A 24502-nucleotide genomic window follows, 5' to 3' on the forward strand; every position below is an offset into this window, starting at 1 on the left:
TTTTAAATCATTTCATAGTCATTATTATTGAAAATTATGCTGTACTAACCCTTCAACGTAATTCACAACAAATATAATTATAACATAAATTGTATATATTTTTCATCAAAAAAATACCTTATGTAGTTCTATCAACTAAAATTCATATAAAATAATCAAAGGGCACTCTCTATTCTATAGAGTGTGCCCTATCTTTCTTATTAATATTATTTTTTTATATTAAACATTCATTTTTTTATTAACTATAAATTACTACTGTTGTTCCAATTGGAATATTATCATAGATCCATTTTGCTTTATTAATATCAAGTCTTACACAACCATGCGAAACTCCAACACCTAGTCGGCCATCCTTAATGCGTGATGGGGTAGATGTCTGAGTATATAATACTGAATGGAATAAATATCCTTTATAAATTCGTGTTGCATACCAACATCTTGCTGATCCTGAATCGAAATAAGGTTTCTTATTGATAATATGGAATAGTCCTTCTACCGTTGGTGTTGAAGCTTTACCATCTCCGCATAAGAAATAATCTACTTCTCCCCATCTTCCTTTTGAACCACTAAAAATACCAACTTGATGTCTTGATCTGTCTACAAGGATAAGATATTGAGATGGACTACTATATTTTTGTGCCACATAAAACATTGAATCTGTTGCAACAACAGGAGGTGGTGGAGGTGGAGTTGGATGCAATCTTTCTTTTACATCTGCATACAATGCTTGATCATATTGGTCTTTGGCTACTCTGCCTTCTATTATTCCGATTCCACCAAAGTGCTCAAGTAATGAAACATCATCATCCCCATATGCATTAATTAAATCCGGATAATGCGAAGCATAATAATAATAATCGTAAATTGGCGCTAACTCTATTCCTCCGTAAATTGTTACAGGGTTCTGTAAACTTGTAACTCCCTTTGTATTTCTATTTTCATATCTACCATGTTGTATATAATGACGATAATACGATGGGAAATTATTTTTAAAAGCGAGTCTCAAATCTCTGTACTGGTATCTGTAAGAATTAACTTCAAAGTTTTCATTGCCTTTTCTTCGTTCTCTCATTCCATATTTTAGAAAATGATCTAATGCACTAGCGTCATCTTCAGTTCCAAATGCATTCTTTAAATCTGGATAACTTTGAATATAATACTTGAAATTATATACTGAAGAATAATCTACGCCATCTGCTTTTGTAATGACATTTTTTAACTCAGTTACACCTGTTGTTACTCGTCCTTCTTTATAACCATATTTTATAAAATGATTATAATACTTCGTTTTATCTGCTTTAAATGCCCATCTTAAGTCTGCATTTGCATACCTATATGATTTTTCATCAAAATCTTCTTTTGCTTGTCTCTCTTCGCGCATTCCAAATTCAATAAAATGTTTTAGCAAAGCTATATCATCGTCCCCGTATGCCTTATAAACATCAGGATTATTGCTTTTGTAATACTCATAATCATATACTGATTTATAATCTTTTCCTCTAAGTTTGGTAATTGGATTTCTTATTGTGTCTACGCCATTTGTTATCCTACCTTCATAATTTCCGTTTCTTATAAAATGGAGCACATATTTTTTATTATCATATTCAAATTCACTTCTCAAATCAGGATTTGCATTTCTATATGATTTTATATCAAAAGAAGAAGTTGCTTGTCTTCCTTCTTTAATTCCAAAGGTAACATAATGTTTTAATGCGCCTTCTGGATCATTTCCAAATACTCTTTTTATATCAGAATACTGACTAGTATAATAATAAAAATCATATACTGGATAATAATCTATTCCTTCATAGACATGGGCCATTTCTGGCAATGCTGCTGTACCTGGACCAACCGGACCAGGGTCTTCTTCATCGTCATTGTTACTAGAATTTGATGAAGTATTATATTCTACTTTTGACTCTTTAGTGTTTTGAGATGGCTGCGATTCTTGTGTATTCTCTTCTGTTTGACTTTCTTTACTTTGATTTTCTTCTAACTCATTTTCTGTTACTTGATTTTCTTTTACTTGATTTTCTGTTATCTGGCTTTCTTCAGCTTGAACTCTAACTCCGACAATACTACTAACTCCAAATACGACCGCTGCCATTAGAATTGTTCTAATCACTTCATTCCTTATGTTCTTCTTCCTATGCATTTGATACCTCCACAACTATTTATTAATAAACATTCTTTATATCTATTTATAGTAGCTATATCGGAGGAGTTTATGAAATTTAGTTTATTTTTTATTGTTTTTAATAAAGATTTTATTTTTTGGTTATATATAAAAATACCGATCTACAACAACTTTATTATCGAGCCATTCAATTATTGTTTTTTCACAAAAATAATAAATAGCTTTCAATTAAGCTCATGTGATCGGTATTATTCTATTTCTAAACTTTTCTATTTTCTTTCATATCAATAAAAGCTCTAATCTATTTCAAACTATTATTGCGCAAGTGGTGGTAACAAACGATACATTAATGTTTCTCTTAATTCTTCATATCTCTTCTGGTCGTAGTTTTCTTTTCCTGGCTTATTTTGTGGCATTGCCTCTAGTGCAAAATGTTTAAGCATTGCATAATCATCATCTTCATCATACTCCCGTAACAAATATCTGTTATGAGAAACGTAATAATAATAATCGTAAACTTCTGATAAATCAACGCCATAATAAATTGTCAATGGATTTTGAAGCGTATACACTCCAATACATACTCTTTTCTCAGCTTTGCCATAATTAATATAATGATAGTAGTACTCTGGCATATTGCATCCGAATGCTACTCTTAAATCCTGGTATTTTTTTCTATAAGATACTACATCAAATTTTTGATTAGCTTGTCTTCTTTCATACATTCCGTAATGAATAAAATGTTCTAAAACAGCACAATCATTGTTTCCAAATGCGTCTCTTATATCAGGATACTTATTAACATAAAAATAATAATCGTATACATCCGAATAATCTATACCATTATAAACTGTAACTGCATCTAATAATTCTGATATTCCTACTACTTTATCACGATATTCATAACAACCGTTGTTAATGTAGTGTAAATAATACATTTTGTAATTGTTTCCAAAGGCTCTTCTTAAATCACGATATGCATTTCTGTATGAACTTGCTTCAAACGAAGCACTTGCATATCTAAATTCATTAACTCCAAATGTAGCAAAATGTTTGATATAGTCAACATCATCATCTGCAAATACGCCAACCAAATCTGGATTATGATCTTTATAATATTCATAGTCATAAACTAATCTATAATCTATCCCATTATATTTTGTTACAGGATCAGTAATTTTATCAACATTTGTTGTCCGTCTATTTTCATGGATTCCAAATTTTAAATAATGCTCAACATAACCTTTATTATACTTTCCAAATGCAAGTCTCAAATCCTGATTTGCATATCTATACGACGTAATATCAAAATTTGCACTTGCTTGTCTACCTTCATCTATACCCATAGTAACATAATGATTAAGCGCACCCTCTGGATTATTAGCAAAGCAACGATTTATATCTGCATAGCGATCAATATAGTATTCGTAATCGAATACTGGAGCATAATTTACTCCTCCATAATATGCATCTCGTGATACAGATGTCTTATCTAAATTTGCATTATCTTTTGTAGTTGCACTCACCTGAATTGTTCCAAACAAACAATAAATTCCAAATACAATTACAGCTACTACGATTTTTCTCAGAACTGCATTCCTTATGTTTTGTATTCTTTTCATTATCTACCTCCCAAAAAACTGTTTATTTTTTACACAGATTTTATATCGGTAGAATTTATATTATTACTAAGAAATTTCATTTTTTATTGAACTTTTATTTTTCAATCTTGTATATGGCATATCCGTCTTCATAAAAAAGCTTTTTATATCGAATATTTGCTTTTTTTAGTATCTTTTCATTTTGAGGTTTTGTCATAACGTATTTCACATTAAGCTTTAACAAATCTTTTGGATTTACGTTTACTCTCACAGAATCCGGAGTAAGAATATGCATATTTGTTTTACCATTTGTCAAAAGCATACTATGATTTAAATATCTGTTATACACTTCTTCTTTTTTACCACTTTTGTCTAAGACATTCCACTTAGCATAATCTGGATAAAAATTAGTTGATGTAAGACTCTTTGCACCATTCGCCATCGCAAAATTTGCAATTTGAACAGACTTATCGGCAACAATCCAATAAGAATTTGGATCTTTTCTTGATGTTTCATTAATAAATCTACTTATTGGATGATTGGTAATTGGTGCAATTCCTCTACAAATTGGATTAACAAAAGCTCCTGCAAATATCATAACTGAACACATTCCCAATGCAAATAATTTTTTATATTTCATTATTGCAAAAGCTACAATAACTGACATTATCACTATTTCTATACACAAATAACGTTCTCTTAGATATTCTCTCAAATCTATTGTTATCATCATTTCGTATGTTATCGCATATATTACAGGTAATAGTATCAATTGCCATTTTTTATACATTGCTTTTTGTTTCCATAACATATCAATACACCATATATTAAATATAACTCCTGTAAATCCGTACCCCATCTGCATTCTATTAACGTAACTAAATAATGTTAACTTAGCTAATCGTGGAGAAAATCCCAAGCCCATGAAAGCTATTTCTACAAGTAGAGAAATAAACAAAGCCTTTCCTACTAATAAATCCATATTTTTTTTATTGTTCTTTTCATTTCTTAGTCTTCTAGCCAAACTAGGGAAAATAACCAAGAACAATGGTGTAAAATGAATAAATGTAGCTATTTCTGAATTATTCAAAATATTTGTATCTCTAAACGCTAATGTTAACGATCTTAATTCTGTAAATAAATCTTTCAAAGTCGCATTATGACCTAAAACAACCCTCTTACCAGGATATACAGTATTCGTTAATAATCTTAAATCTTCTCTTGAAGTTATAACAAACCAAAGCAAAATACCTATTGCTATAGTACCTGCTACTGCTGCTTTTATTACAGCATTAATTATATTCTTTTTTATTTCATTCTTATCCATGCCTTCAACTATACCACATTCAGTCCTATCACGAATTAAGCAAACTACTAATAAGACTACTGCTACTAGGCCAGTTACAATTTGGCATGATGGGAAAATTGATAATGCAAACCCCACGGCCAAAAATCCTTCCATTACCGTAAACAACCATTGCATTTTTTTATTTTTATATGTAAACATATAATAACCTAAATCAAACAATATCATTGCATAGATAAAAACTATAGGCATATGCGGAATCATCCACCACTGCATTGCTGGAGAAAAACCTATCATACACATACCTACTATAGACAATAATGAATCTTTTTTTGTTAAAATATAAAACATTTCAAAAGCCGCCATAAACAACATTATCATTTGGCTACACCAATAAAAACTTAAACCTCTTTCGTTTCCAAACAGAATATATCCTATATTAAATGGTTTACATAATACTGTAATATCCTTCACTGGTGCATAATAATCTAATATCATGTTGGTTTTACCAACTGACATTTGATGACTATATTTTTTATATCCATTGTAATACTGTGAAAAATACGTTGGCGTATGTACTGCAAGTTCATCTCCTCGAACTGGTCGAAAATGTCCTGCAACATTATACTTTTGTGCAGCATCTTCACTTATTTTAGTTGGAAAAATCACATCATAGACTCCAATTGACGTTCCATGTATTTTTAATGCAACGCAAAATACAAATACACACAATGCCAATAACCATCGGTATTTTATTATAAGTGATCCGATATTTTTTATTATTTCTGTTAATTCGTTTAGTTTCTTTTTCATTTTCCTTTTACCCTTCTTTATACCCATTTTTTTCATACCAAATTTTATTATAACACTTTGTCTAAATAATGCACAAAAAAACTCCATCCGCTTTAAACGGATGGAGTTTTTATTTCATTCACTTAAGCATTTAGATGCTTAAGTATATTGGTGATTCTTTATCCCTATTCGCCTTCGTTTCCTGCTGGTGGAGTTGCTGAAATAGAACCTACAGCAGTTCTTTCTTCATCTTTTCCATAATTAATATAGTGCAAATAGTATTTCTTTAAATCAGATCCAAATGCTTTTCTTAAATCTTCATAATTGTTTCTATAATCTTTTACATTAAAGTATTCACTTCCTTGGCGTCCTTCTGCCATTCCCATATTTACAAAATGCTCTAATAACGCCTGATCATCAAAATTAAATGCTAACTCTAAATCAAGATATTTATTACGATAGTAATTTGCATCAAATACATCTGCATAATCTACGCCATTATACTCTGTCACTGGATTTACGATTTCATTATCTTTACCAGTTACTATACGATTTTCTTTATTTCCATAATAGATATAGTGCATATAGTATTGTTTCAAATTATTACCAAAAGCTTTTCTTAAATCATCATTTGCATTCTTGTAAGATTTAATGCTAAATGTTGCTGTTGCTATTGCATCTCTTCCTTCATTCATACCAAACTCTACAAAATGTTTTAGATATGCAACATCATCATCTTTAAATGCTTTAGCCAAATCCTCATAGTTGCCTTTATAAGTAGCATAATTATATACTAATTTATAATCGATTCCTTTGTATTTTGTTATAGGATTCTGAACGGTATCACATGCACTTCCATCACGTTTCTCATCTACACCATAGTCTAGATAATGTCTATAGTATTTTTCTAAATCATTTCCGAATGCAGCTCTTAAATCACCATATCTGTTTTTATATCCTGTAACAACGAAATCTGTATTTGCTTGGCGTCCTTCACTCATACCAAACTCTACAAAGTGTTTTAGAACTTTTTCTTCGTCTCCTGGGAATGCCATAGCAACGTCGACATTGTTTTTCGTATAATAACTATAATCATATACTGGCGAATAATCTACTCCTGCATAAACTGTTTGATGTTTTACAACAGCTGTCGATATACTTGTGTCATCAGCTTTAACTGCTACAGATGGAGCAACTACAGGTACAACAAGGCTCATCGCCATAACCACCCCAAAAACTTTTTTCTTAAACGTCCTATTAATCATATTATTCCTCCTTAGTTTAAAAAAACATAAAGTTATAAATTTATATAACTTATTTATGTAACATTGAATTCACTCTCTATATCGAATCATAAGTTTTTTTAATTACTGTATTTATAAACTTTATATAGAATTAAGGATGCCTTTATACGTTATTAATTATTTAAAAAAATCTCTATCCATTTGTTTATAAAATAGATAGAGATTTTATATTTCTTTATATTATTGATATTAATTCTTTATGATTTTTATAAAAGAATTATATTTTTCTACGTGCAATTCTTCCTTCTTTAATTCCAAAATTTAGGTAATGAAGATAATACTCTTTATTATTATTTCTAAATGCTCGTCTTAAATCTTCGTAGTTATCTTTGTAAATCTCAACGTTAAATGTTGATTTTGCCTGACGACCTTCTTTCATTCCGAAATCAACAAAATGTCTAAGAAGAGCCTCATCGTCATATCCAAATGCTTTTCTTAAATCCTCATATTTATTTCGATATTCATTAACATCATATACAGCACTATAATCTCTGCCATCTAGAACTGTCATTCCACCAACAATTCTATCTTCTTTTCCAGTTGTGTGACGATTTTCTCGTTTTCCGTTGCTTATATAGTGCTTATAATATCTTGGCAAATCGTTTTTAAATGCTCTTCTTAAATCTGGATATTCATTTTTATACGAAATTACATTAAAATCTATTTTTGCCTGTCTTCCTTCTCTCATTCCAAATGCAACAAAATGATTTAAAAGTGCAATATCGTCATCTCCAAAAGCTCTCCTCAAATCTGGATTATTATTAAGATAATAATCTGGATTATATACAGCTGAATAATCAACTCCACCTACACTAGTAACCTTTTCTCTCGGTATCAAAGAAGTAGCATTACGACCTTCTCGTCTTCCGAAGCATAAGAAATGTTCATAGTATAATGGATAATTATTTCCAAATGCTTTTCTTAAATCTGAATAATTTTGTCTGTATATTTTTACGTCAAATGATGCTTCACCCATTCTTTGTTCATTCATTCCGTTAAACAAAAAATGATCTAATACTGCACCTTCATTCCATCCATACGCATTAGCTACATCAACATTATATCTTTCGTATGAACTAAACGAATACACTGGTGCATAAAATACAGACGATCCATTTCTTGTTGGTGCTAATCCATTCCACATACTTTGTACGCTGTGTTCTCTTCCTCCAATAGCTGGCACCAAGAAATATGATGCTGAACTTGCCACATTGTCATTTCTGCTATCATCATCCCAAGTTACGTCTACATCATACCATCCCATGGTCATATTAACTACTGCCCACTGATGTGTACTACTTGTCAAACATACGGACTCTATTCCCATAGCATTACTTAACATCTCGAACGCTTTTGAGTAACCTGAGCATACTGATCTTTTTTCTACGACTGCACTATACGCGCTCTGATCTTTATCAGTGTTGACATATGTTACGCTTTCATCAATCAAAGTCTCTAGTTTTCTTAATTTTTGTATTTTGGTTGGATACGCCTTTGCTATTGAATACCAACTATCTAACTGCGCTTTAAAGGCCTGCTTGGCATTGTTTCTAACTTGACCATTTGCAAAATCACTGTAGACATTTGGCGTTATTATTTTAGTATTTCCACCATAATCTCCATACGTATAGCTATTATTTAAAAAGAAAAACTGTGGATTATCCAGCGTAAAAATAACCGCTATATCCTGTGCTCTGCTTTCACTAACTTTACTTGCATCATAGGATACTAATCCAACACTATAACTTCTTCCAACTACAACACAATTATTGGCACTATTTAAGACTTCATCACATTTTTGATATAAACCGTCATATAGCTTTCTTTCTTCTGAATTAAGTTTGTTATAATACGTTCTAGTACCAAACTTTGACCAATAAGGATCTGCATAGTAGTGTGCTCCAAAATCTCCATATCCATTTTCATCTTTATCCTCTGGAGCAAGGTAATCCTTTAAGTTGTCTACTTTTTCAAATGTAGGTTGCTTGTATCCGCTTTCATTTTCTGCAGCCATAACTTTATTGGCATTTACTCCACATCCAATAAATAACAGCATAAAAAATGCAAATAAAAGCATACCTAGCTTTTTTCCAAAAAGTTCCATTACATTTTTCATTTTGCCACTCCTTGTCTTTTTACTTACAAATTAATCACCTATATTAGTATATCGTATTTTATATTCATTTTTAACAACTTTATTGCATTATCAATAAAATTATATGAAGACGTTAGCGTATATAAGCCTTTACAACTCGAATAAAAAAATACCGACCCCCACTAATTAGAATTGTAATCTAACTGTAAAAGTCGGTATTTATGTTAAACTTTATTATTTAGCCATATTACTTAATTTACTCATTTTGTCAGCTTAAAACTAAACACATTTTCTGTTTTCATTATGACCAAATCTCAAATAATGCATATAATACTGAGCATCGTCATCTCCAAAAGCAGCTCTTAAATCTTCATTATTCTCTTTATAAACGCTAAGGTTAAAGGATTCACTTGAAGCTCTTCCTTCTTTCATTCCGTTGTTTACAAAGTGTCTAAGCACTGCTTCATCATCATTTGGAAACGCTTTTGCTACATCTGGATTTTGACTTACATAATAGTCATAATTGTAAATCAATGAATAATCAACTCCATCAAGAGTAGTAACTCCATCCTGTAAGCTTGTTACTCCTGTTGCTTTTCTACCTTCACTCTTTCCGTTATTGATATAATGCATATAATATTTTTTCTTATCATTACCAAATGCATTTCTTAAATCTCTATAAGCATTTTTATATGAGGCCAAATCAAAACTTTCGCTTGCCTGACGTCCTTCACTCATTCCATAATTGATGAAATGTTTTAGTACAGAAACATCATCATTTGGAAATGCTTTTGCTACATCTGGATTATGACTTATATAATAATCATAATTATAAACCGCTGAATAATCTTTACCTTCATACTTTGTTACAGGATTAAGTAATGTTGTTACTCCTGTTGTTTTTCTACCTTCTCTTCTTCCGTATGAAATGTAATGTAAGTAATACTTTTGTTTATCATTTTGAAATGCTACTCTTAAATCAGCATTTGCATTTTTATATGAGACTAAATCAAAATTAGGACTTGCTTTTCTGCCTTCTTTCATTCCATTATTAATAAAATGTTTTAATACTGCAATGTCATCATCTTTGAAGGCATTCTTAACATCCGGATTATTTTGAATATAGTACTCATAATTATATACAGCTGAATAGTCTTTTCCAGCGTATTTTGTCACTCCTCCGCCCTGTCTTGTAGGACAATCAAGAGCATTTCTGTTTTCTTTTTTACCTGAATTAATATAATGCATATAATAACTCTTTAAATCATCGCCAAATGCATTTCTTAAATCCACGTATCGATTCATATACGCCTTTACATCAAATGAAGCATTTGCTTGTCTTCCCTCACTCATTCCATTATTAATGAAATGTCTGATAAGTGAATCTGAATTGCCACCAAATGCTCTTGATGCATCTGGGTTATGAATCTTATAGTAACCTGGTTCATATACTGCTGCATAATTCAAACCATTATACCAAGTACTAAATGTAGATATTCCTAGCATCTCTGCTATATAACGATCAACTAATGTATATCCATATCTTGATGCTGCTGCCCATCCTTGATGATATGGGTTTTCTTGAATTCCTAACCATTGCACGTATGGAGCTTTAGGTTTATCTTTTGAATATACATAATCATATCTTGGATCAACCTTTGGATTTCTAATCCTTTGAGTAGAAGCATAAGCCTTAAGATGCTGAACTTGAGCTCTTACACCTTCCCTTACACTACTGAATCTGTTTCCTGGGTTTCCACCACCTGTTGCACCTATTCCTGCAAAATTATATTGATCACGATGAACATCTCCACCATATCTTAAGAATCCTGTTTCATTCATTGCTTGTGCGAAAGCAACTTCTGTCTTTACGCCTTCAGCATCACATTCTTCCATATAAATCTTACAAAAATGATAAATAGTTGGTGCATCCGATCTCTGATAATCTGCTGGGTACTTCGCATGTTTTTCATAATAATTAATCATCTGATTAATTGTAACACTTGAACTTCCCATTATCGGATATAGGTTGTCTGATAAATTGGCCTTAACTACTTCGGTTGAGCCGTTCATAAACATAGCTGAAACTAAACAAGTAAAGACTAGTAAAATACTAAATAGTTTTCTTTTAAAATTCTTCAAAGTATTTATACTCCCTTTCTATTTTCGTTTTTTCCATTGTTTATGTAGTGCATATAATATTTAGTTAAATCATTACCAAATGCTGCTCTTAAATCAGCATAATTGTTTGCATAAGTGTGAACGTTAAATGTTGCACTAGCCTGACGTCCCTCTCTCATTCCGCATTTTACAAAATGTTCAAGAGTTAATAGGTCATCTCCGCCAAATGCATTCATTACATCCTTATTATTTGTCACATAATAGTCATAATCGTAAACTGCAGAATAGTCGACTCCTTTGTATACAGTTACAGGATTCTGAACTGTTTTGCAATCTGTTGTCTTTCTATTCTCTTTATATCCATTATTAATATAATGCATATAGTACTTCTTCATATCATTTCCAAATGCTGCTCTTAAATCAGCATTTGCATTCTTGTATGATACAACATCAAATGTAGAAATTGCCTGACGTCTTTCATTCATACCATTGTTTACAAAGTGCTCGATTGCTCCAACATCATCATTTCCAAATGCTCTTTGAATATCAGGATATAATGAAGTGTAATCTTTAAAACTATAAACTTTAGAATAATCTACTCCATTATATGTTGTAATTGGATCTTTTACTTCACTACAATTTGTAGTAGTTCTTCCTTCTTTATAACCATTGCTCATATAATGTTTTACATATGCTTTCCAATCTTTTCTAAACGCTAATCTAAGGTCCTTATTGGCATTAATATATGATTGAATATCAAAATTATCACTTGCCTGACGCTTCTCATTAATTCCATAATTAACAAAATGCTGTAATGTCTTAAGGTCATCATCACCAAAGGCGCGTTTTAAATCTGGATATTTACTTACATAGTAATCATAGTTATAGACTCTAGAATAATCTACTCCATTATATGTTGTAGTTCTTAAAACCTTATCACAGTCTTTTGCTGTTCTTCCTTCTTTGTATCCTATTCTACAATAATGTTCAAAGTATTTTGTCCAATCATCTCCGAAACTATCTCTTAAATCAGAGTTTGCATTCTTATATGAATGAACATCGAAGTTCTCGCTTGCGCGTCTTCCTTCTTTCATTCCATTATTAACGAAATGTTCAATCAGCTTCAAATCATCTGTGCCAAATGCACTCTTAAGATCTGAATTATGATCTGCGTAATATGCGCCATTGTATACTTTTGAATAATCCTTACCATTATAGACAGTTACATATCCTTTTCTAGTACTGCATCCAGTACCATGTCTACCTTCACGACTTCCGAATTGAGCAAAATGCTTGTAATACTTGCTCCAATCTTGCCCAAATGAATTTCTCAAATCGCAATATTCGTTAACATATGATTTAACATCAAAGTTAGCACTGGCCTGTCTTCTTTCTTTCATTCCATTATCAATGAAATGTCTAAATAATGCCATTTCATCATTTCCAAGTGCCTTAGCAACATCTGGATTATGCTGTGCATAATAGTCTTTGTTGAATACAGGTTTCATATCAACTCCGTCATATGTTAAACCTTTAGTCAAACCATAATACTTAGCAATTGCAGTTGCATCAGCTATACCTACTCTTGTTCTACCTGATTTTGGTCTTAAGAAATTATTCATATCGTATGCGTTTGATTGATATCCATGTTCAATGATAATTCCTGGAAAACCATTTAACTTACTGTTTTTAATAACAGCATAATAATCAGCTAGTGAGCCATCTGCGTATCTTGTATTTGTCTCTGAATCTCTAGTATGAACTCCACCATTACGAAGTCCTAATGCTGCTAATTCCTGTACTGAATATCTGGCTAAGTCATATCCAATTTGTCCAATTGTCGGATTTAATCCTCTATTTGGGCAATAGACCTCAGCTCCATTGGCATTAGTATTTGATGACATATTACAATGTAATGCAATATATGCTGTTGCTCCAACTCTCTTTGCATACTGTACTCTTCTATAATTATCATCACCTGAAGAAGTACCTGGATGAGGACATGCTGCCGTCTCTCTTGTCATATAGACCGTTACTCCTGAATACTTTCTTAACTCATCACGACAAGCTAATGCAATATCTAAGTTGATTTCAGCTTCAGGTACGCCGCCTGCGCCTGTTCCTCCATGAACAGCATCATGACCTGGATCTAAGACTATTACTATGTTTTTGTTAGCTTGATAAGTTTTCTTGAAGGTTTGAAGTTTGCTTTCATTAGGATTTAGAGTATATTTATCTAAATTCTGATCAGCATCCTTTAATGCCTCCTCGATGCTATTTGTTGTTATAGTATTTCCATCTTCATCCATCGTAACAACGTTATTTGTCACTTTGTTAGTAACGCTGCTTGTAGCATTATTGTTAGCATTATTACTAACTTCTTTGTTTGAATTGTCTACTTTTGTGCCCATATTCATATTGGCAATTGGGGGTTCAGATGATTCATCATCTGCTGCCTTTTTTATATCCTTATATGCCTCATTATTCGTTGTCACAAAATTAGCCGCTTGTTCTTTAACTTGCTTCTTTAACTGTCCACTATTCACATTGCTGTCTGAATTCTCATACCATGCAAATGTTGCACCAAGAGACAATGTTAAAAGTAAAGAACTTACTTTTAATAATCTTTTTTTCATTTTTTTCATCATTCCCTTCTTTCGTATAGTTTTTAGCTATCCCCTGCTGCGTGGATGAAGTATTAAGTTTTTGTCAAGAATCCTAGTAAATAGGACTCTATCTCACTTTATATAATAACATTTATGTATTTTTTTGTCATTACGATTGGTTAATATTCACAAAAAAAACACATTTTATACTATCCTTATATCGACAAAAAGATGGCTCTCCACACTGAAGAGTCATCTTTTCTTAATTGTTTTTTTGTTTATTAATTTATTATTTTTACTATGCTTTTTAGCTATTCATGTATTCCATGAAATAATTCTTTAAAACATCTCCACATTTTACATATAATTCTGGATGAGCAGCTTTGTAAGCGTTAACATCAAAGTTTTCACATGCTCGTCTGCCTTCATTCATACCATTATTAACAAAATGCTCTAAAGCTCCAATATCATCAAATCCAAATGCAGCTTTTACATCAGGATTATTCTGCATATAATAATCATAATTATATACTTTTGAATAATCTACTCCATTTAATACTGTGACAGGTTCAATTACTTGTTTTTCAAAACCTGTTGTCAAACGGTTTTCTTTCTTTCCTGATTCCATATAATGTTTGAAGTATTTAACATAATCATTATGAAATGCTATTCTTAAATCTGCATATCTGTTCTTATAAGAGATAACATTAAAATCTTTCTTTGCTTGTCTGCATTCTTTCATTCCACAATTTACGAAATGACTAAGTACTTCTTTATCACTCTTATTTTCATAAGCTTTCGCAATATCAGGGTTGTTTGCAACATAGTAATTGTAATCATATACCGAACTATAGTCTACGCCATCTAAAACAGTTGCATAATCAACTACTTCATTTTCAAAGCCAATTCCTACGCGCTGTTCTTTAGCACCAGAATTTATATAATGCATATAGTATTCTTTTAATTTATCACCAAATGCATTTCTTAAATCTGCATATCTGTTTCTATATGACTTAACATTAAACGATTCAATAGCCTGACGTCCTTCTGACATTCCGTTATTAACAAAGTGTTCAATTGTTTTATCCTCGTCTAAGTTAAATGCAGCTTTTATATCTGGATATTTTGTAATATAGTAATTGAAATCATATACTTTAGAGTAATCTACTCCTTTATACACTGTTGTCGCATCTACTACTTTGTCCCTATATCCAACCGCTTCTCTCTTTTCATCAAATCCACAATAAATATAATGTGTATAGTATTGCTTATAATCGTTTTTATAAGCCACTCTTAAATCACGCCATCTATTCTTATATGACACTGGATCAAAGCTATCTTTTGCCTGGTCTCCATTTGCCATACCTGTTGTAACAAAGTATTCAAGAGCACCTATATCATCTAGACTGTATTTTGATTTAATTAAAGAATTATGCTCTTTATAATAATTAAAATCATATACTCTAGAATAATCATTACCATTAAATGTTGTAACAGCTCCCACTAATTGATTCTCATAACCAACTAAGGTATTCTTTCTTGAATCTTCATGACATCCTATTGAAAGGTAATGTCTATAGTACTTTTCAATATCTTTACCAAAAGCATTTCTTAAATCAAGGTTTGCATTTTTATAAGAAATGACGCTAAATTCTGCTGAGCCTTGGCGTCCTTCTCTCATTCCAAAATCTATAAAGTGTTCATAATATTTTGTATAGTCTATTCCAAAATTGGCTAATAAGTCATAGTATTTATCTCTGTAGAATTTTGGATCAAAAATTGCATTACCCTGACGTCCTTCCGCCATTCCGTTATTCAAGAAATGTCTGTACAATGCTATATAATCATATCCAAAAGCATTTCTTAAGTCCGCGTATTTATTTGCATAATATTGTGCATCGAAAACCAATGAATAATCACGTCTTACTTTTAAGCCGTCATCAAACCAGTAATCCAAGTCAACATACGTAGAACTCATACCATAGCTTTTTGCATTACCTGTTGAACTACATTGCCAGAAATCATATTCTCCATCATATGTAGTTTTGTTCACGTAATTTGCTAACCAAATTCTATGCTTTTTTGCTAAGCTAGAAGCGTTTAGCTGATTTTTTAGCATTGAAGAATTAGCATAAACCATTCCAGTATATCCTAAACTCTCAACCTTTTCACAGAAAGCATTACAAACATCAGTTGCTTGTTCTTTAGATAACTTAGCTTCATATAATCTACCAGTATTATTTGCTGCATATTCGTAGTCAATTACAACTGGTAATGTTATATTATAATTAGCTATTCTCTTTAGTACATATTCAGCTTCATCAACAGCTTCTGGTTGAGTAATAGCCTGTGAGAAAATATATACACCTACAGGAATATGTGCATCAATTGCGCCCTGTATGTTTTTTCTAAAATTCTTATCTTCTCCTAGAACACCTTGTGCTGTCTTTCCACGATAACCTACCCTGATAAAAGCAAATTCAACGCCTGATGCCTTAGCCTTCTTCCAATCGATTTCTCCTTGATAAACGGAAACATCGACACCTTTTTTTAAGCTTTTACAAGGCTTGTTAGCTGTATTCTTGTTGTTAAAACTGTCAAATACTATCTTATTGTTAGAATTTGCCTGCTTTTTAGCAAGACTGTTCTTAGCCTGCTCGATACCATACTGTGGGTCATCAACTTGTGCTGTACATTGTGTCTTTTTAGTATTGGACAACACTATACCTGCTGCTACAACAACAAGTATAGCTATCGCAATACCAAATAATAGCATCTTCCTCCTCTCTTTTAAACTAGTAATAATCTTATGAGTCATACGACCTCCCTCTGAGGCATTAACTATTCAAGAACTATGCTACCTAATACATTAACATTTAATTGTTCAAAGAAATCAATCTGTTCATCAATGTCAACATATGCTGTTTTATTTACTTCTTCAGTAACTACAACGTTTAAAGGAACTTCTGAAGCTGCTACTTCATCAATAAATTCATTATTATTCATGAATTTTACTTCTGCACCTTTAAATAAATCCTTAGAAATAATATCTTGCATTTTTACATTTTCATTATCATTAATAAATATTATGGAACCTAAACCTTTTGCTTTAGTTAATGCAACACATTTTTGATTTATATTTTTAAGAACTTCTTGTTGTGGTAACATTTTTCTTCCAAAAAGTTCCATAATTCTATTATCAATTTTTCCAATTTTCTTCTCATTAATACTTAATACTCCAAAAACAGGAATACCAAATGAATCTCTTAATTCTGTTTCATTTTTTAGAGTTTTATCCAATAAATATCTTAAAGCTAAAACTATTAAGCTTAAGAAAATACCAACAGCTGCTCCAAGAACTATCATCTTTTTGCTAACTAAACGAATTGAAGGTATTTCTACATCCACTTTTTTATTTTTCTGTTTGTTTGCTGAAAGAGTACCATCTGTTGTATCAATGTAAACTAAATCATCTTTCTCGTCTAAAGAAAGATTTTTTACCATTGCTTTATAATATTCTCTTCCTGCTTCATCTAAATTATTTAAATTATTAACAATTGATGTATTAATCTTATCTACTTTTTCTGCAACGTTTTCCTGCTGAGCTAAAATCTCATCGTCTACAGTCTTAATTAACTTATCTGTTACCTTTGTTATAGTTGCTCCATCGTTTTGGTTTTTGATTTTTTCTGAGCTGTTTTTTAACTTATCTTCTACGATTTGTGCTAAATCTTCTACCTGCTTATCAGTTGAAGCTACTACTGTTATCTGAATTAATTTTGAATTATCATTATTAACGTTAACTTCTACTTTGTCACCTTTTGTAACTTTTTTAGGTTGATTTCCAACTCTTACTAATTCTGAAATGTATTCTTTTGAATCTTTGTATTTATATTCTTTTACAAATGATTCGTAAATATCGTTATCTGATAAAATGTTTTTAATTGTAGCCTCAACATCAGCCTTTTCTAGTGGCTGAGATACTTTATAGGCAAACTTATGCTGATATACCTGATTGGGATCTAAATTCATTAAAATAGATTTGTTAGAATAATCAACATATCTTTTATATCTGTTTAAATACATTTTGTATGCATTAAATCTGCATTCAGCATCTTTCTTTTCAGCTTCTGTTAAGTTTGCTGTTACATCATCATACGAAATTTTGCCACCTTTTTGAGCAATTTTCTGCATCTCTTTGGCACTTTTTACTTCTTTGTATGATTTATAAATTCCTACACCATCTAATAAAAGCACACCAATTATTGCACAAACAATAATTGTTCTCCATTTTAATGCTATTCGCATAAGCATATCTTTAACATTTACTACTACTTCTTTTTTCATCTTTTCCTCCTACGTATCATACCCCATAATTGAGTTGTTAATTCTTTGGTAAGTTTTTCTTTTGTAACAAGTAAAACAATACCATATACCCCAAAAAATATTGCTGCAGCAATTGCCATTAATATAAAATCCTGAACTCTACTTTTTATATCTAATGGTATATTTTTTACTGAAAATACTGCTACAAACGCCAATACATTTGCAAGTATTATCTTACCATAACTTATTTTTTTGAAAAGCATAATATTTACTTCTGTCATAGCTCCAAACTGTACTATAAATACTGCAATTTCTGCTGCTAATGTACCTATTGAAGCACCTGTTGGTCCTAACTTTGGAATGAAAATCATATTCAAAATCAAATCTACCAAAGCTCCCGCGATTGATGAATACAATACATTTTTTTCTTTGCCCAATGGAACAAGCAACTGATAACCAATAACCGCTGTAAAAGCAATAAATACTATACTTGGCATAATCGTAACCATTGGCATTACCGCATCAGCGAATTTGTAATTTGCAATGAAGTATATACCTTCTCTTGAAAAATATGAGAAGAAAATAACTACTGGTAATGCTATTAAAAAAGAAAAATTAAGTACTTTTTCAATTATTTCATAGAATTCCTTCATTTTCTTTTCTTTTACAAAAATTGAAGCCTTAGGTAATAATACTGCACTTACTGATGTTACAATACTTACAAGAATTATTTTTATCTTAACGGCTGTACTGTAATAACTTACGGCATCTTCACCTTTCATAAATCTAAGCATAACAATATCAAGGTTAGTATAAATTGTTGTAGCTACTGTTAATGCAAAAAATATAAAAATCGGTTTATAATGTCTCTTAAAATTATAATTCCCAACTGGCTTTAAGTAAACATACTTTCTCAAATTAATGAAATTCATTATGTTTGATGCAGATGATGCAAAAATTAAAATTGCACCATACCACATATAATCTTTTGGTGTATGAACCAAAAGGAACATTAGAATAATTGAAACAAATTTGAAGAATATCGACCTCTTTGTAATATAAGTGTATTCTTCTAATGCTTTATATAACCATTCCACACCAATTGCATTTAAAACAATTATTGAACTCATTATTACAATAAGCAATTTATCGTTTCTAAGTTCCGGCACAAAAATTGTTGTTCCTGCGAGTATAACATATGCTAAAACTGCAGTTACTAAGTTAATAAATAAGATTTCCTGCGTAATTCTAGTCAATTCTTCTTTATTATTTCTGTTTTGTGCACAAATTCTAACGCCATACGTTGGAATACCTAATTGTGCAAACATCGAAAAATATGTAACGATTGTCGAAATTGAATTGATTTTTCCATTCATTCTTACACCTAGTGTATCCGCTATGTACGGAAATGTTATCAATGGAAAAATAAATGCAGACATCGAAAGAATCGTATTCATTAAAGCATTTATTTTAACTGATTTCTTTTTCATTATTTGCCTCCAATGTTTCTAATATATGAATAGGACTGTATTCATTATTATATCTATAGTTTGGCTTGTCTTCATTTTTTACCCAATTCCAATCGATATCGCTTAAATCTGAATAGAATTTCATATAACGTTCATCATAAAACGGAAGCTCTTTGATATTCTCATTGTTTGTAAGTAATTTTTTGTTATATACTATTGCTTCATAATATCTTAGAGTTACTCCACTTTGTCCTTTTTGTGTTATATCCAAAATACACTTAGAAGACTGCATTCTACTTAACATCTCATCATATGGTAAATATGTATTCATAGAATACTCAGCACCTATCTTATTGATTTGATCCTGACTTAATCCTAACAATTTCACATCTGAATTGACATGATTATCGTTAATCATCTTCTTTAAGTCTAGCATCATTTCAAATCTGTCTTTTACACATCCTAAATAAAACAAATCATTTGTCGCATCATTTTTTGAATCGAATTCAAAAGTTGAATATAGTGTATTTTGATATCTGAACCCATACTCTTTAGCATCTTTGGGATCAAATGTTATAATCTCGTCAAATTTAAACTGTTGCATTAAGGATTTAGCAACCGCCACACTTGGATAGTTAGCTGACATCGGATCAATCAATAGCATAACAACTTTTATATTGTTTTGCTTTAACAAATTTAACTCAGTTACACTTATCTTTTGCAAAGCCTCATTCGTAAACAATACTGTCTTTTCATCGTTACTACACGTATTATCTTTAATGATTGCATTTATCATTTTCTTTTTATAGATAACTTTGTAATATAAGTTTTTTATGATTGAATCAATCTTTCTGACATATCTATTACTTTTTGTTGCACTAAGATTAGTTTCATATAAAAATTCAACATTATCTAATTTTTTTAGGTCATCTAGCATGTAATTACTGATTATTCCATAATTACATATGCTAATTACGTAATATTTCATTTAGATTAAATCTCCTTCAACATGCTATTTTCTTTCAACTTGGTATAATATAGTGCCAAAAGCGCAAATGATACTATTGTCATTCCTGAACTACTTGACATAAATCCAGGATTGAAAAATGGTTTAATTAGCCAAATCACAAAATTCAATAGTAATATAATTTGTGCTATTCTGTCTTTACACCATTTAACACTTATCTCATAGAATGTATATATCATTCCACATATTATCAAGAAAAATCCGATTACACCAAATTGATACATGTATGACAGATATTCTAGCTCATAACTATGAGGATTTGATTCTGAACGAATAAAATCTTTAACATAAGACCCTAATCCATGTCCTACAAATGGAGATTCTAAGAATCCTTCATATAAGTGCTCAAACTGATCATTTCTAACACCATCAGATGCCTCAACTTGTGTTCCTGAGAATCTATATTCTAATGCACCTGATACGTTATCTATTATCTTTCCATCTTTGTAAAGGAATAAAAATGCTACCGCCAAAAGCAGACATACAATTCCTGATAGAATAATCAACATATTTTTATATGTTAATCCTTCTTTTTTGAAATAATAGAAAATTCCTATTAATGCCATTGCAAGGAACTGAACAATAACAACTCTTGAATATACAATCATGGAGTAAACAGCCATCACGCCGATTAACGAGAATTTTCTGATTATTGTTTTCTTTCCACATGCCAACTCAATACTCATCAAAATCAACGGTATTGTATCGTTTGAAGTTGTAATTCTATAGCATGTTATTGGTCCCATTCTAAATTCAAGACTCATCCACTCTGCATTTAATAATTTTTCAAAAATTACTCCTACTGCATCATATGAAATAACATGAACTATAAGAGCCATCTCAATAAGTATTTTTAGTCCTACATAAAAAATAACTGCCATCCACAAAACTTTAATTGCTTTGTCTATATCAACCCATTTATTTTGAATGCATATTAATGTAATTATAATTACACTTATTAATGAAAAGAATGATTTAAGGAATGTCTTTAAACCTGGTGTAAATCCTCCAGCAACACTTAATATTCCCCACAAAATCATAATTACTACTATTTCGATTAATCTTATTGTATACCGATCCACTACGATTTTATTTTGTCTTAGCATTTCAACAAATATACATCCGAAAATTGCCAATACTAATAAAATTTTCACAGGAATTCCTATAATTGATCCCGATGGTAGCACAAAGGAAAACAGTAATACATAGAATAACCATTCAATTATTTTCCCCAATATTATTCTCCTTTCTCTTGCTGTCTAAGACTTTTCACAAAAGCTTTACCGTCTTTAACTCCCCTGATCATAGCCGATAATTTTTTAATTTTTTTATCTTCACATACAATTGTTTTTATGAAAAACTTATAGTATTTACCTTTTTCTTCTTTTAAATCAATGGAATTTCTATGCATATACATATAAATTATTCTGTTTCTAACGATATAGTATTTTCTAAAAGCTGAATGATTTAATACAGTAAATTTCTTACCAAAGACATTTTTTGTTTTGCCATGGCCAATCTCATGCATCAAATGTACTGTATTAATTCTATAAATCTTATAACCGTGTTCTACTAATTTTGCACAAAAATCATGGTCTACTAAATCAATAAACAGTGGCTCATAAAAACCACCAACTTCTTCCCATGTTTTAACTGATGTTAAAGAAGCCGATGTTATACATTTATCTAATACATCAATATCACCTTTATATCCATCAACTTCTGCATAATTTCTGTCCAAAATAAGTGGACTAAGTGAACCAACTTTATCTAAAGATGTCATATATTTTAGATATTCTGACATTAGATTTTCCGGTACGACTGAATCTTGATCTAAGGTTAAAACATATTCATAATTATTGTCTTTTGCAAATTCAAACATCTGGTTAAGAGCTCTAGCTATACCAACGTTTTTATTGTTTTTTACTAATGACAATTTATTATATTTTTTTAAAAGATCATTTTCTATTTCATCTATATTATTTGATCCATTATCAATACATACAACTGCATCAACTTGGTTAATTACAGCTTCTATATTTTCTTTTAATCTACCTTTTTCCGGATTAAATAAAGTAATACCAGCAACTGTCATTCTTTCACCTCTGTTTCCTATGAAATCATTTTTTAGTAACATATTATTTTTATCTTTTCTGATAAGCTATTTATTCTTTCTTTTTCCTCTAATACTTCTTCCTAAGATAGCCCAAATGAAAAATACTCGATTTTTTATCATTTTGCCTACTCCATAATGGCTCATTGATGATACGTTATCACCATGTCTTCTGTAATGGAATAATACTTTTTTATAAAAATACGAACCACCATGCATATCTCCTAGTACTCCAATCCACTGATCATGCATTTCAATGTAATTTGGAATAGGAAGTGCATACTCTAAAAGCTCTTTTTTGAACGCCATACAGCAACCGATATATGAATTTTTTACAATATTCTTTAAAGCACCATTCTTTGAGCCTCTATATTCAATAAAAGAAGGTATTGTAACTTCGTTTTTTTCATTGAAAACTTCAGCATCATGAACTACTACTGATGCATTAGTTTTATTAAACACTTCTAAAACATCTTTTACTTTTGTTGGCTCCCAAATATCATCCTGATCACACAAAAAAAGATAGTCACCTTTAGCATTTGATAGTGCATTTTCAAAATTCTTCTTTACGCCTGCCTTAGGACCATCTATCAATCTGATATTAGAATACTCTTTTGATAAGTCGTCGATTATTTTTCTTGTGTTATCTGTTGAAAAATCATCCGATATTATCAATTCGTCTTCTTGTGTTAAATTGTCCATAATTGATTCTATTTGTTTTTTTATATATCTTTCGCCATTATAAGCGGCCATACATACTGATACCATAATAACCTCGCTAATCTAACTCATACTGTATCTTTTTAACTAGAATAATTTAAAACCCCACTTAAAAAAGTATTTAAACATTGATTGCACATGGATTTTGAATAATTTTTTATTCTTATGTGAACCTTTTTCCCATTTATGGATTACTGTAGCTCCTGGATAATACACAAGTTTAGATACTTTATTCACTCTCTTACATAAATCTGCATCTTCTAAATACATAAAGAATCTATCATCAAAGCCTTCAAGTTCTCTATACAAATCTGTTCTTATAACCAAAAAACTTCCCTGACCAAACGGAACATCAAAAACTTTTGTGTAATCCATATCTTGCATAGTATGTTTTGCCTGTCTCTTTTTGAATTTGTTTTTCATAAACATTCTGATAAACATATCAAAAATTGTAAGCTCTGTTCTATAAACTGCCTGAAGATTACCTTTTTCATCTTCAAGTCTTGGTATAACCATTCCTACTTTCTGATTTTCATCCATAAAAGTAATAATCTCTTTAAAAGCATCTTCTTTGAATAAAATATCTGGATTAACGATAGCATGATACTTAGAATCTATTTCATCGAGTATCATATTATGTCCTTTACCAAAGCCTTGATTTGTGTTGTTTGTTCTAAATTGAACGTCTTCAAATCTCTTAAGCTGTTTCTTAAATTCTTCTCTTTTTGCAAATTCTTCGTCTGTCGAACAATCTGTATTATCTATGATGTATACCGTCTTATCAATAGAACCGCTAGTGTATTTTTCTAGCGATTCTATTGCTTCAACAACCTCACCATAATTTTTGTATACTACAATTGATAAAGTTAATGTTTTCATTTTTTT

Annotated in this window: 15 protein-coding genes; all 15 read right to left on the reverse strand. The window is 30.7% G+C overall.

Going from position 1 to position 24502, the window contains the following annotated elements; genetic code table 11:
* Positions 1-238: 238 nt before the first annotated feature.
* The 15 genes from BLV79_RS04745 to BLV79_RS04815 all read right to left on the reverse strand — a co-directional run bounded on the left by BLV79_RS04745 (position 239) and on the right by BLV79_RS04815 (position 24496).
* On the reverse strand, positions 239-2155 hold the full coding sequence (locus BLV79_RS04745; RefSeq protein WP_074716639.1) for a L,D-transpeptidase: 1917 nt from the start codon (positions 2153-2155) through the stop codon (positions 239-241).
* 296 nt (positions 2156-2451) lie between these two features.
* Positions 2452-3759 (reverse strand): hypothetical protein, encoded by a 1308-nt coding sequence (locus BLV79_RS04750; RefSeq protein WP_074716641.1) that lies wholly within the window; start codon positions 3757-3759, stop codon positions 2452-2454.
* A gap of 94 nt (positions 3760-3853) precedes the next feature.
* Entirely contained in the window at positions 3854-5857 is a 2004-nt protein-coding gene (locus BLV79_RS04755; RefSeq protein WP_074716644.1) for a DUF7657 domain-containing protein, read from the reverse strand.
* Positions 5858-6021: 164 nt separating this feature from the next.
* Complete coding sequence (locus tag BLV79_RS04760; RefSeq protein ID WP_074716647.1) at positions 6022-7101, reverse strand: hypothetical protein; 1080 nt, start codon at positions 7099-7101, stop codon at positions 6022-6024.
* A 256-nt stretch (positions 7102-7357) separates the two neighbouring features.
* Complete coding sequence (locus BLV79_RS04765) at positions 7358-9256, reverse strand: transglutaminase domain-containing protein (protein WP_074716650.1); 1899 nt, start codon at positions 9254-9256, stop codon at positions 7358-7360.
* Between the two features lie 258 nt (positions 9257-9514).
* Positions 9515-11377 (reverse strand): glucosaminidase domain-containing protein, encoded by a 1863-nt coding sequence (locus BLV79_RS04770; protein ID WP_074716652.1) that lies wholly within the window; start codon positions 11375-11377, stop codon positions 9515-9517.
* Positions 11378-11382: 5 nt separating this feature from the next.
* Positions 11383-14001 (reverse strand): N-acetylmuramoyl-L-alanine amidase, encoded by a 2619-nt coding sequence (locus tag BLV79_RS04775; RefSeq protein WP_074716654.1) that lies wholly within the window; start codon positions 13999-14001, stop codon positions 11383-11385.
* A gap of 268 nt (positions 14002-14269) precedes the next feature.
* Positions 14270-16780, reverse strand: coding sequence for a glycoside hydrolase family 25 protein (locus BLV79_RS04780; protein WP_083354449.1), 2511 nt, complete (start codon positions 16778-16780; stop codon positions 14270-14272).
* 23 nt (positions 16781-16803) lie between these two features.
* The gene (locus BLV79_RS04785; RefSeq protein ID WP_074716658.1) at positions 16804-18309 is read right to left on the reverse strand and encodes a GumC domain-containing protein; all 1506 of its coding nucleotides are present in this window, start codon (positions 18307-18309) and stop codon (positions 16804-16806) included.
* Complete coding sequence (locus BLV79_RS04790) at positions 18306-19778, reverse strand: flippase (RefSeq protein ID WP_074716660.1); 1473 nt, start codon at positions 19776-19778, stop codon at positions 18306-18308. Before BLV79_RS04790 ends, BLV79_RS04785 begins: the two co-directional genes overlap by 4 nt.
* Entirely contained in the window at positions 19759-20745 is a 987-nt protein-coding gene (locus BLV79_RS04795; RefSeq protein ID WP_074716662.1) for a WaaS/CpsH family glycosyltransferase, read from the reverse strand. Before BLV79_RS04795 ends, BLV79_RS04790 begins: the two co-directional genes overlap by 20 nt.
* A 5-nt stretch (positions 20746-20750) precedes the next feature.
* A complete protein-coding gene (locus BLV79_RS04800) occupies positions 20751-22019 on the reverse strand; it encodes an O-antigen ligase family protein (protein WP_074716665.1) in 1269 nt (422 codons plus the stop codon).
* A 2-nt stretch (positions 22020-22021) separates the two neighbouring features.
* Positions 22022-22921: a glycosyltransferase family 2 protein gene (locus tag BLV79_RS04805; protein WP_083354450.1), complete on the reverse strand. Its 900-nt coding sequence runs from the start codon at positions 22919-22921 to the stop codon at positions 22022-22024.
* Between the two features lie 24 nt (positions 22922-22945).
* Positions 22946-23665 carry a glycosyltransferase family 2 protein gene (locus BLV79_RS04810; RefSeq protein WP_200795869.1) on the reverse strand — a complete coding sequence of 240 codons (720 nt, stop codon included), beginning with the start codon at positions 23663-23665 and terminating at the stop codon, positions 22946-22948.
* A gap of 39 nt (positions 23666-23704) precedes the next feature.
* On the reverse strand, positions 23705-24496 hold the full coding sequence (locus BLV79_RS04815) for a glycosyltransferase family 2 protein (RefSeq protein ID WP_074716668.1): 792 nt from the start codon (positions 24494-24496) through the stop codon (positions 23705-23707).
* Positions 24497-24502: the final 6 nt, after the last annotated feature.

The organism is Lachnobacterium bovis DSM 14045, from assembly GCF_900107245.1.
Classification (GTDB): Bacteria; Bacillota; Clostridia; order Lachnospirales; family Lachnospiraceae; genus Roseburia; species Roseburia bovis.

Coding starts and splice junctions, on each gene's coding strand:
- BLV79_RS04775 (WP_074716654.1), bottom strand. CDS start 14,001: ATGAAAAAAATGAAAAAAAGATTATTAAAAGTAAGTTCTTTACTTTTA.
- BLV79_RS04760 (WP_074716647.1), bottom strand. CDS start 7,101: ATGATTAATAGGACGTTTAAGAAAAAAGTTTTTGGGGTGGTTATGGCG.
- BLV79_RS04780 (WP_083354449.1), bottom strand. CDS start 16,780: ATGACTCATAAGATTATTACTAGTTTAAAAGAGAGGAGGAAGATGCTA.
- BLV79_RS04795 (WP_074716662.1), bottom strand. CDS start 20,745: ATGAAATATTACGTAATTAGCATATGTAATTATGGAATAATCAGTAAT.
- BLV79_RS04765 (WP_074716650.1), bottom strand. CDS start 9,256: ATGAAAAATGTAATGGAACTTTTTGGAAAAAAGCTAGGTATGCTTTTA.
- BLV79_RS04810 (WP_200795869.1), bottom strand. CDS start 23,665: ATGGTATCAGTATGTATGGCCGCTTATAATGGCGAAAGATATATAAAA.
- BLV79_RS04755 (WP_074716644.1), bottom strand. CDS start 5,857: ATGAAAAAGAAACTAAACGAATTAACAGAAATAATAAAAAATATCGGA.
- BLV79_RS04805 (WP_083354450.1), bottom strand. CDS start 22,921: ATGTTACTAAAAAATGATTTCATAGGAAACAGAGGTGAAAGAATGACA.
- BLV79_RS04750 (WP_074716641.1), bottom strand. CDS start 3,759: ATGAAAAGAATACAAAACATAAGGAATGCAGTTCTGAGAAAAATCGTA.
- BLV79_RS04790 (WP_074716660.1), bottom strand. CDS start 19,778: ATGAAAAAGAAATCAGTTAAAATAAATGCTTTAATGAATACGATTCTT.
- BLV79_RS04785 (WP_074716658.1), bottom strand. CDS start 18,309: ATGAAAAAAGAAGTAGTAGTAAATGTTAAAGATATGCTTATGCGAATA.
- BLV79_RS04745 (WP_074716639.1), bottom strand. CDS start 2,155: ATGCATAGGAAGAAGAACATAAGGAATGAAGTGATTAGAACAATTCTA.
- BLV79_RS04815 (WP_074716668.1), bottom strand. CDS start 24,496: ATGAAAACATTAACTTTATCAATTGTAGTATACAAAAATTATGGTGAG.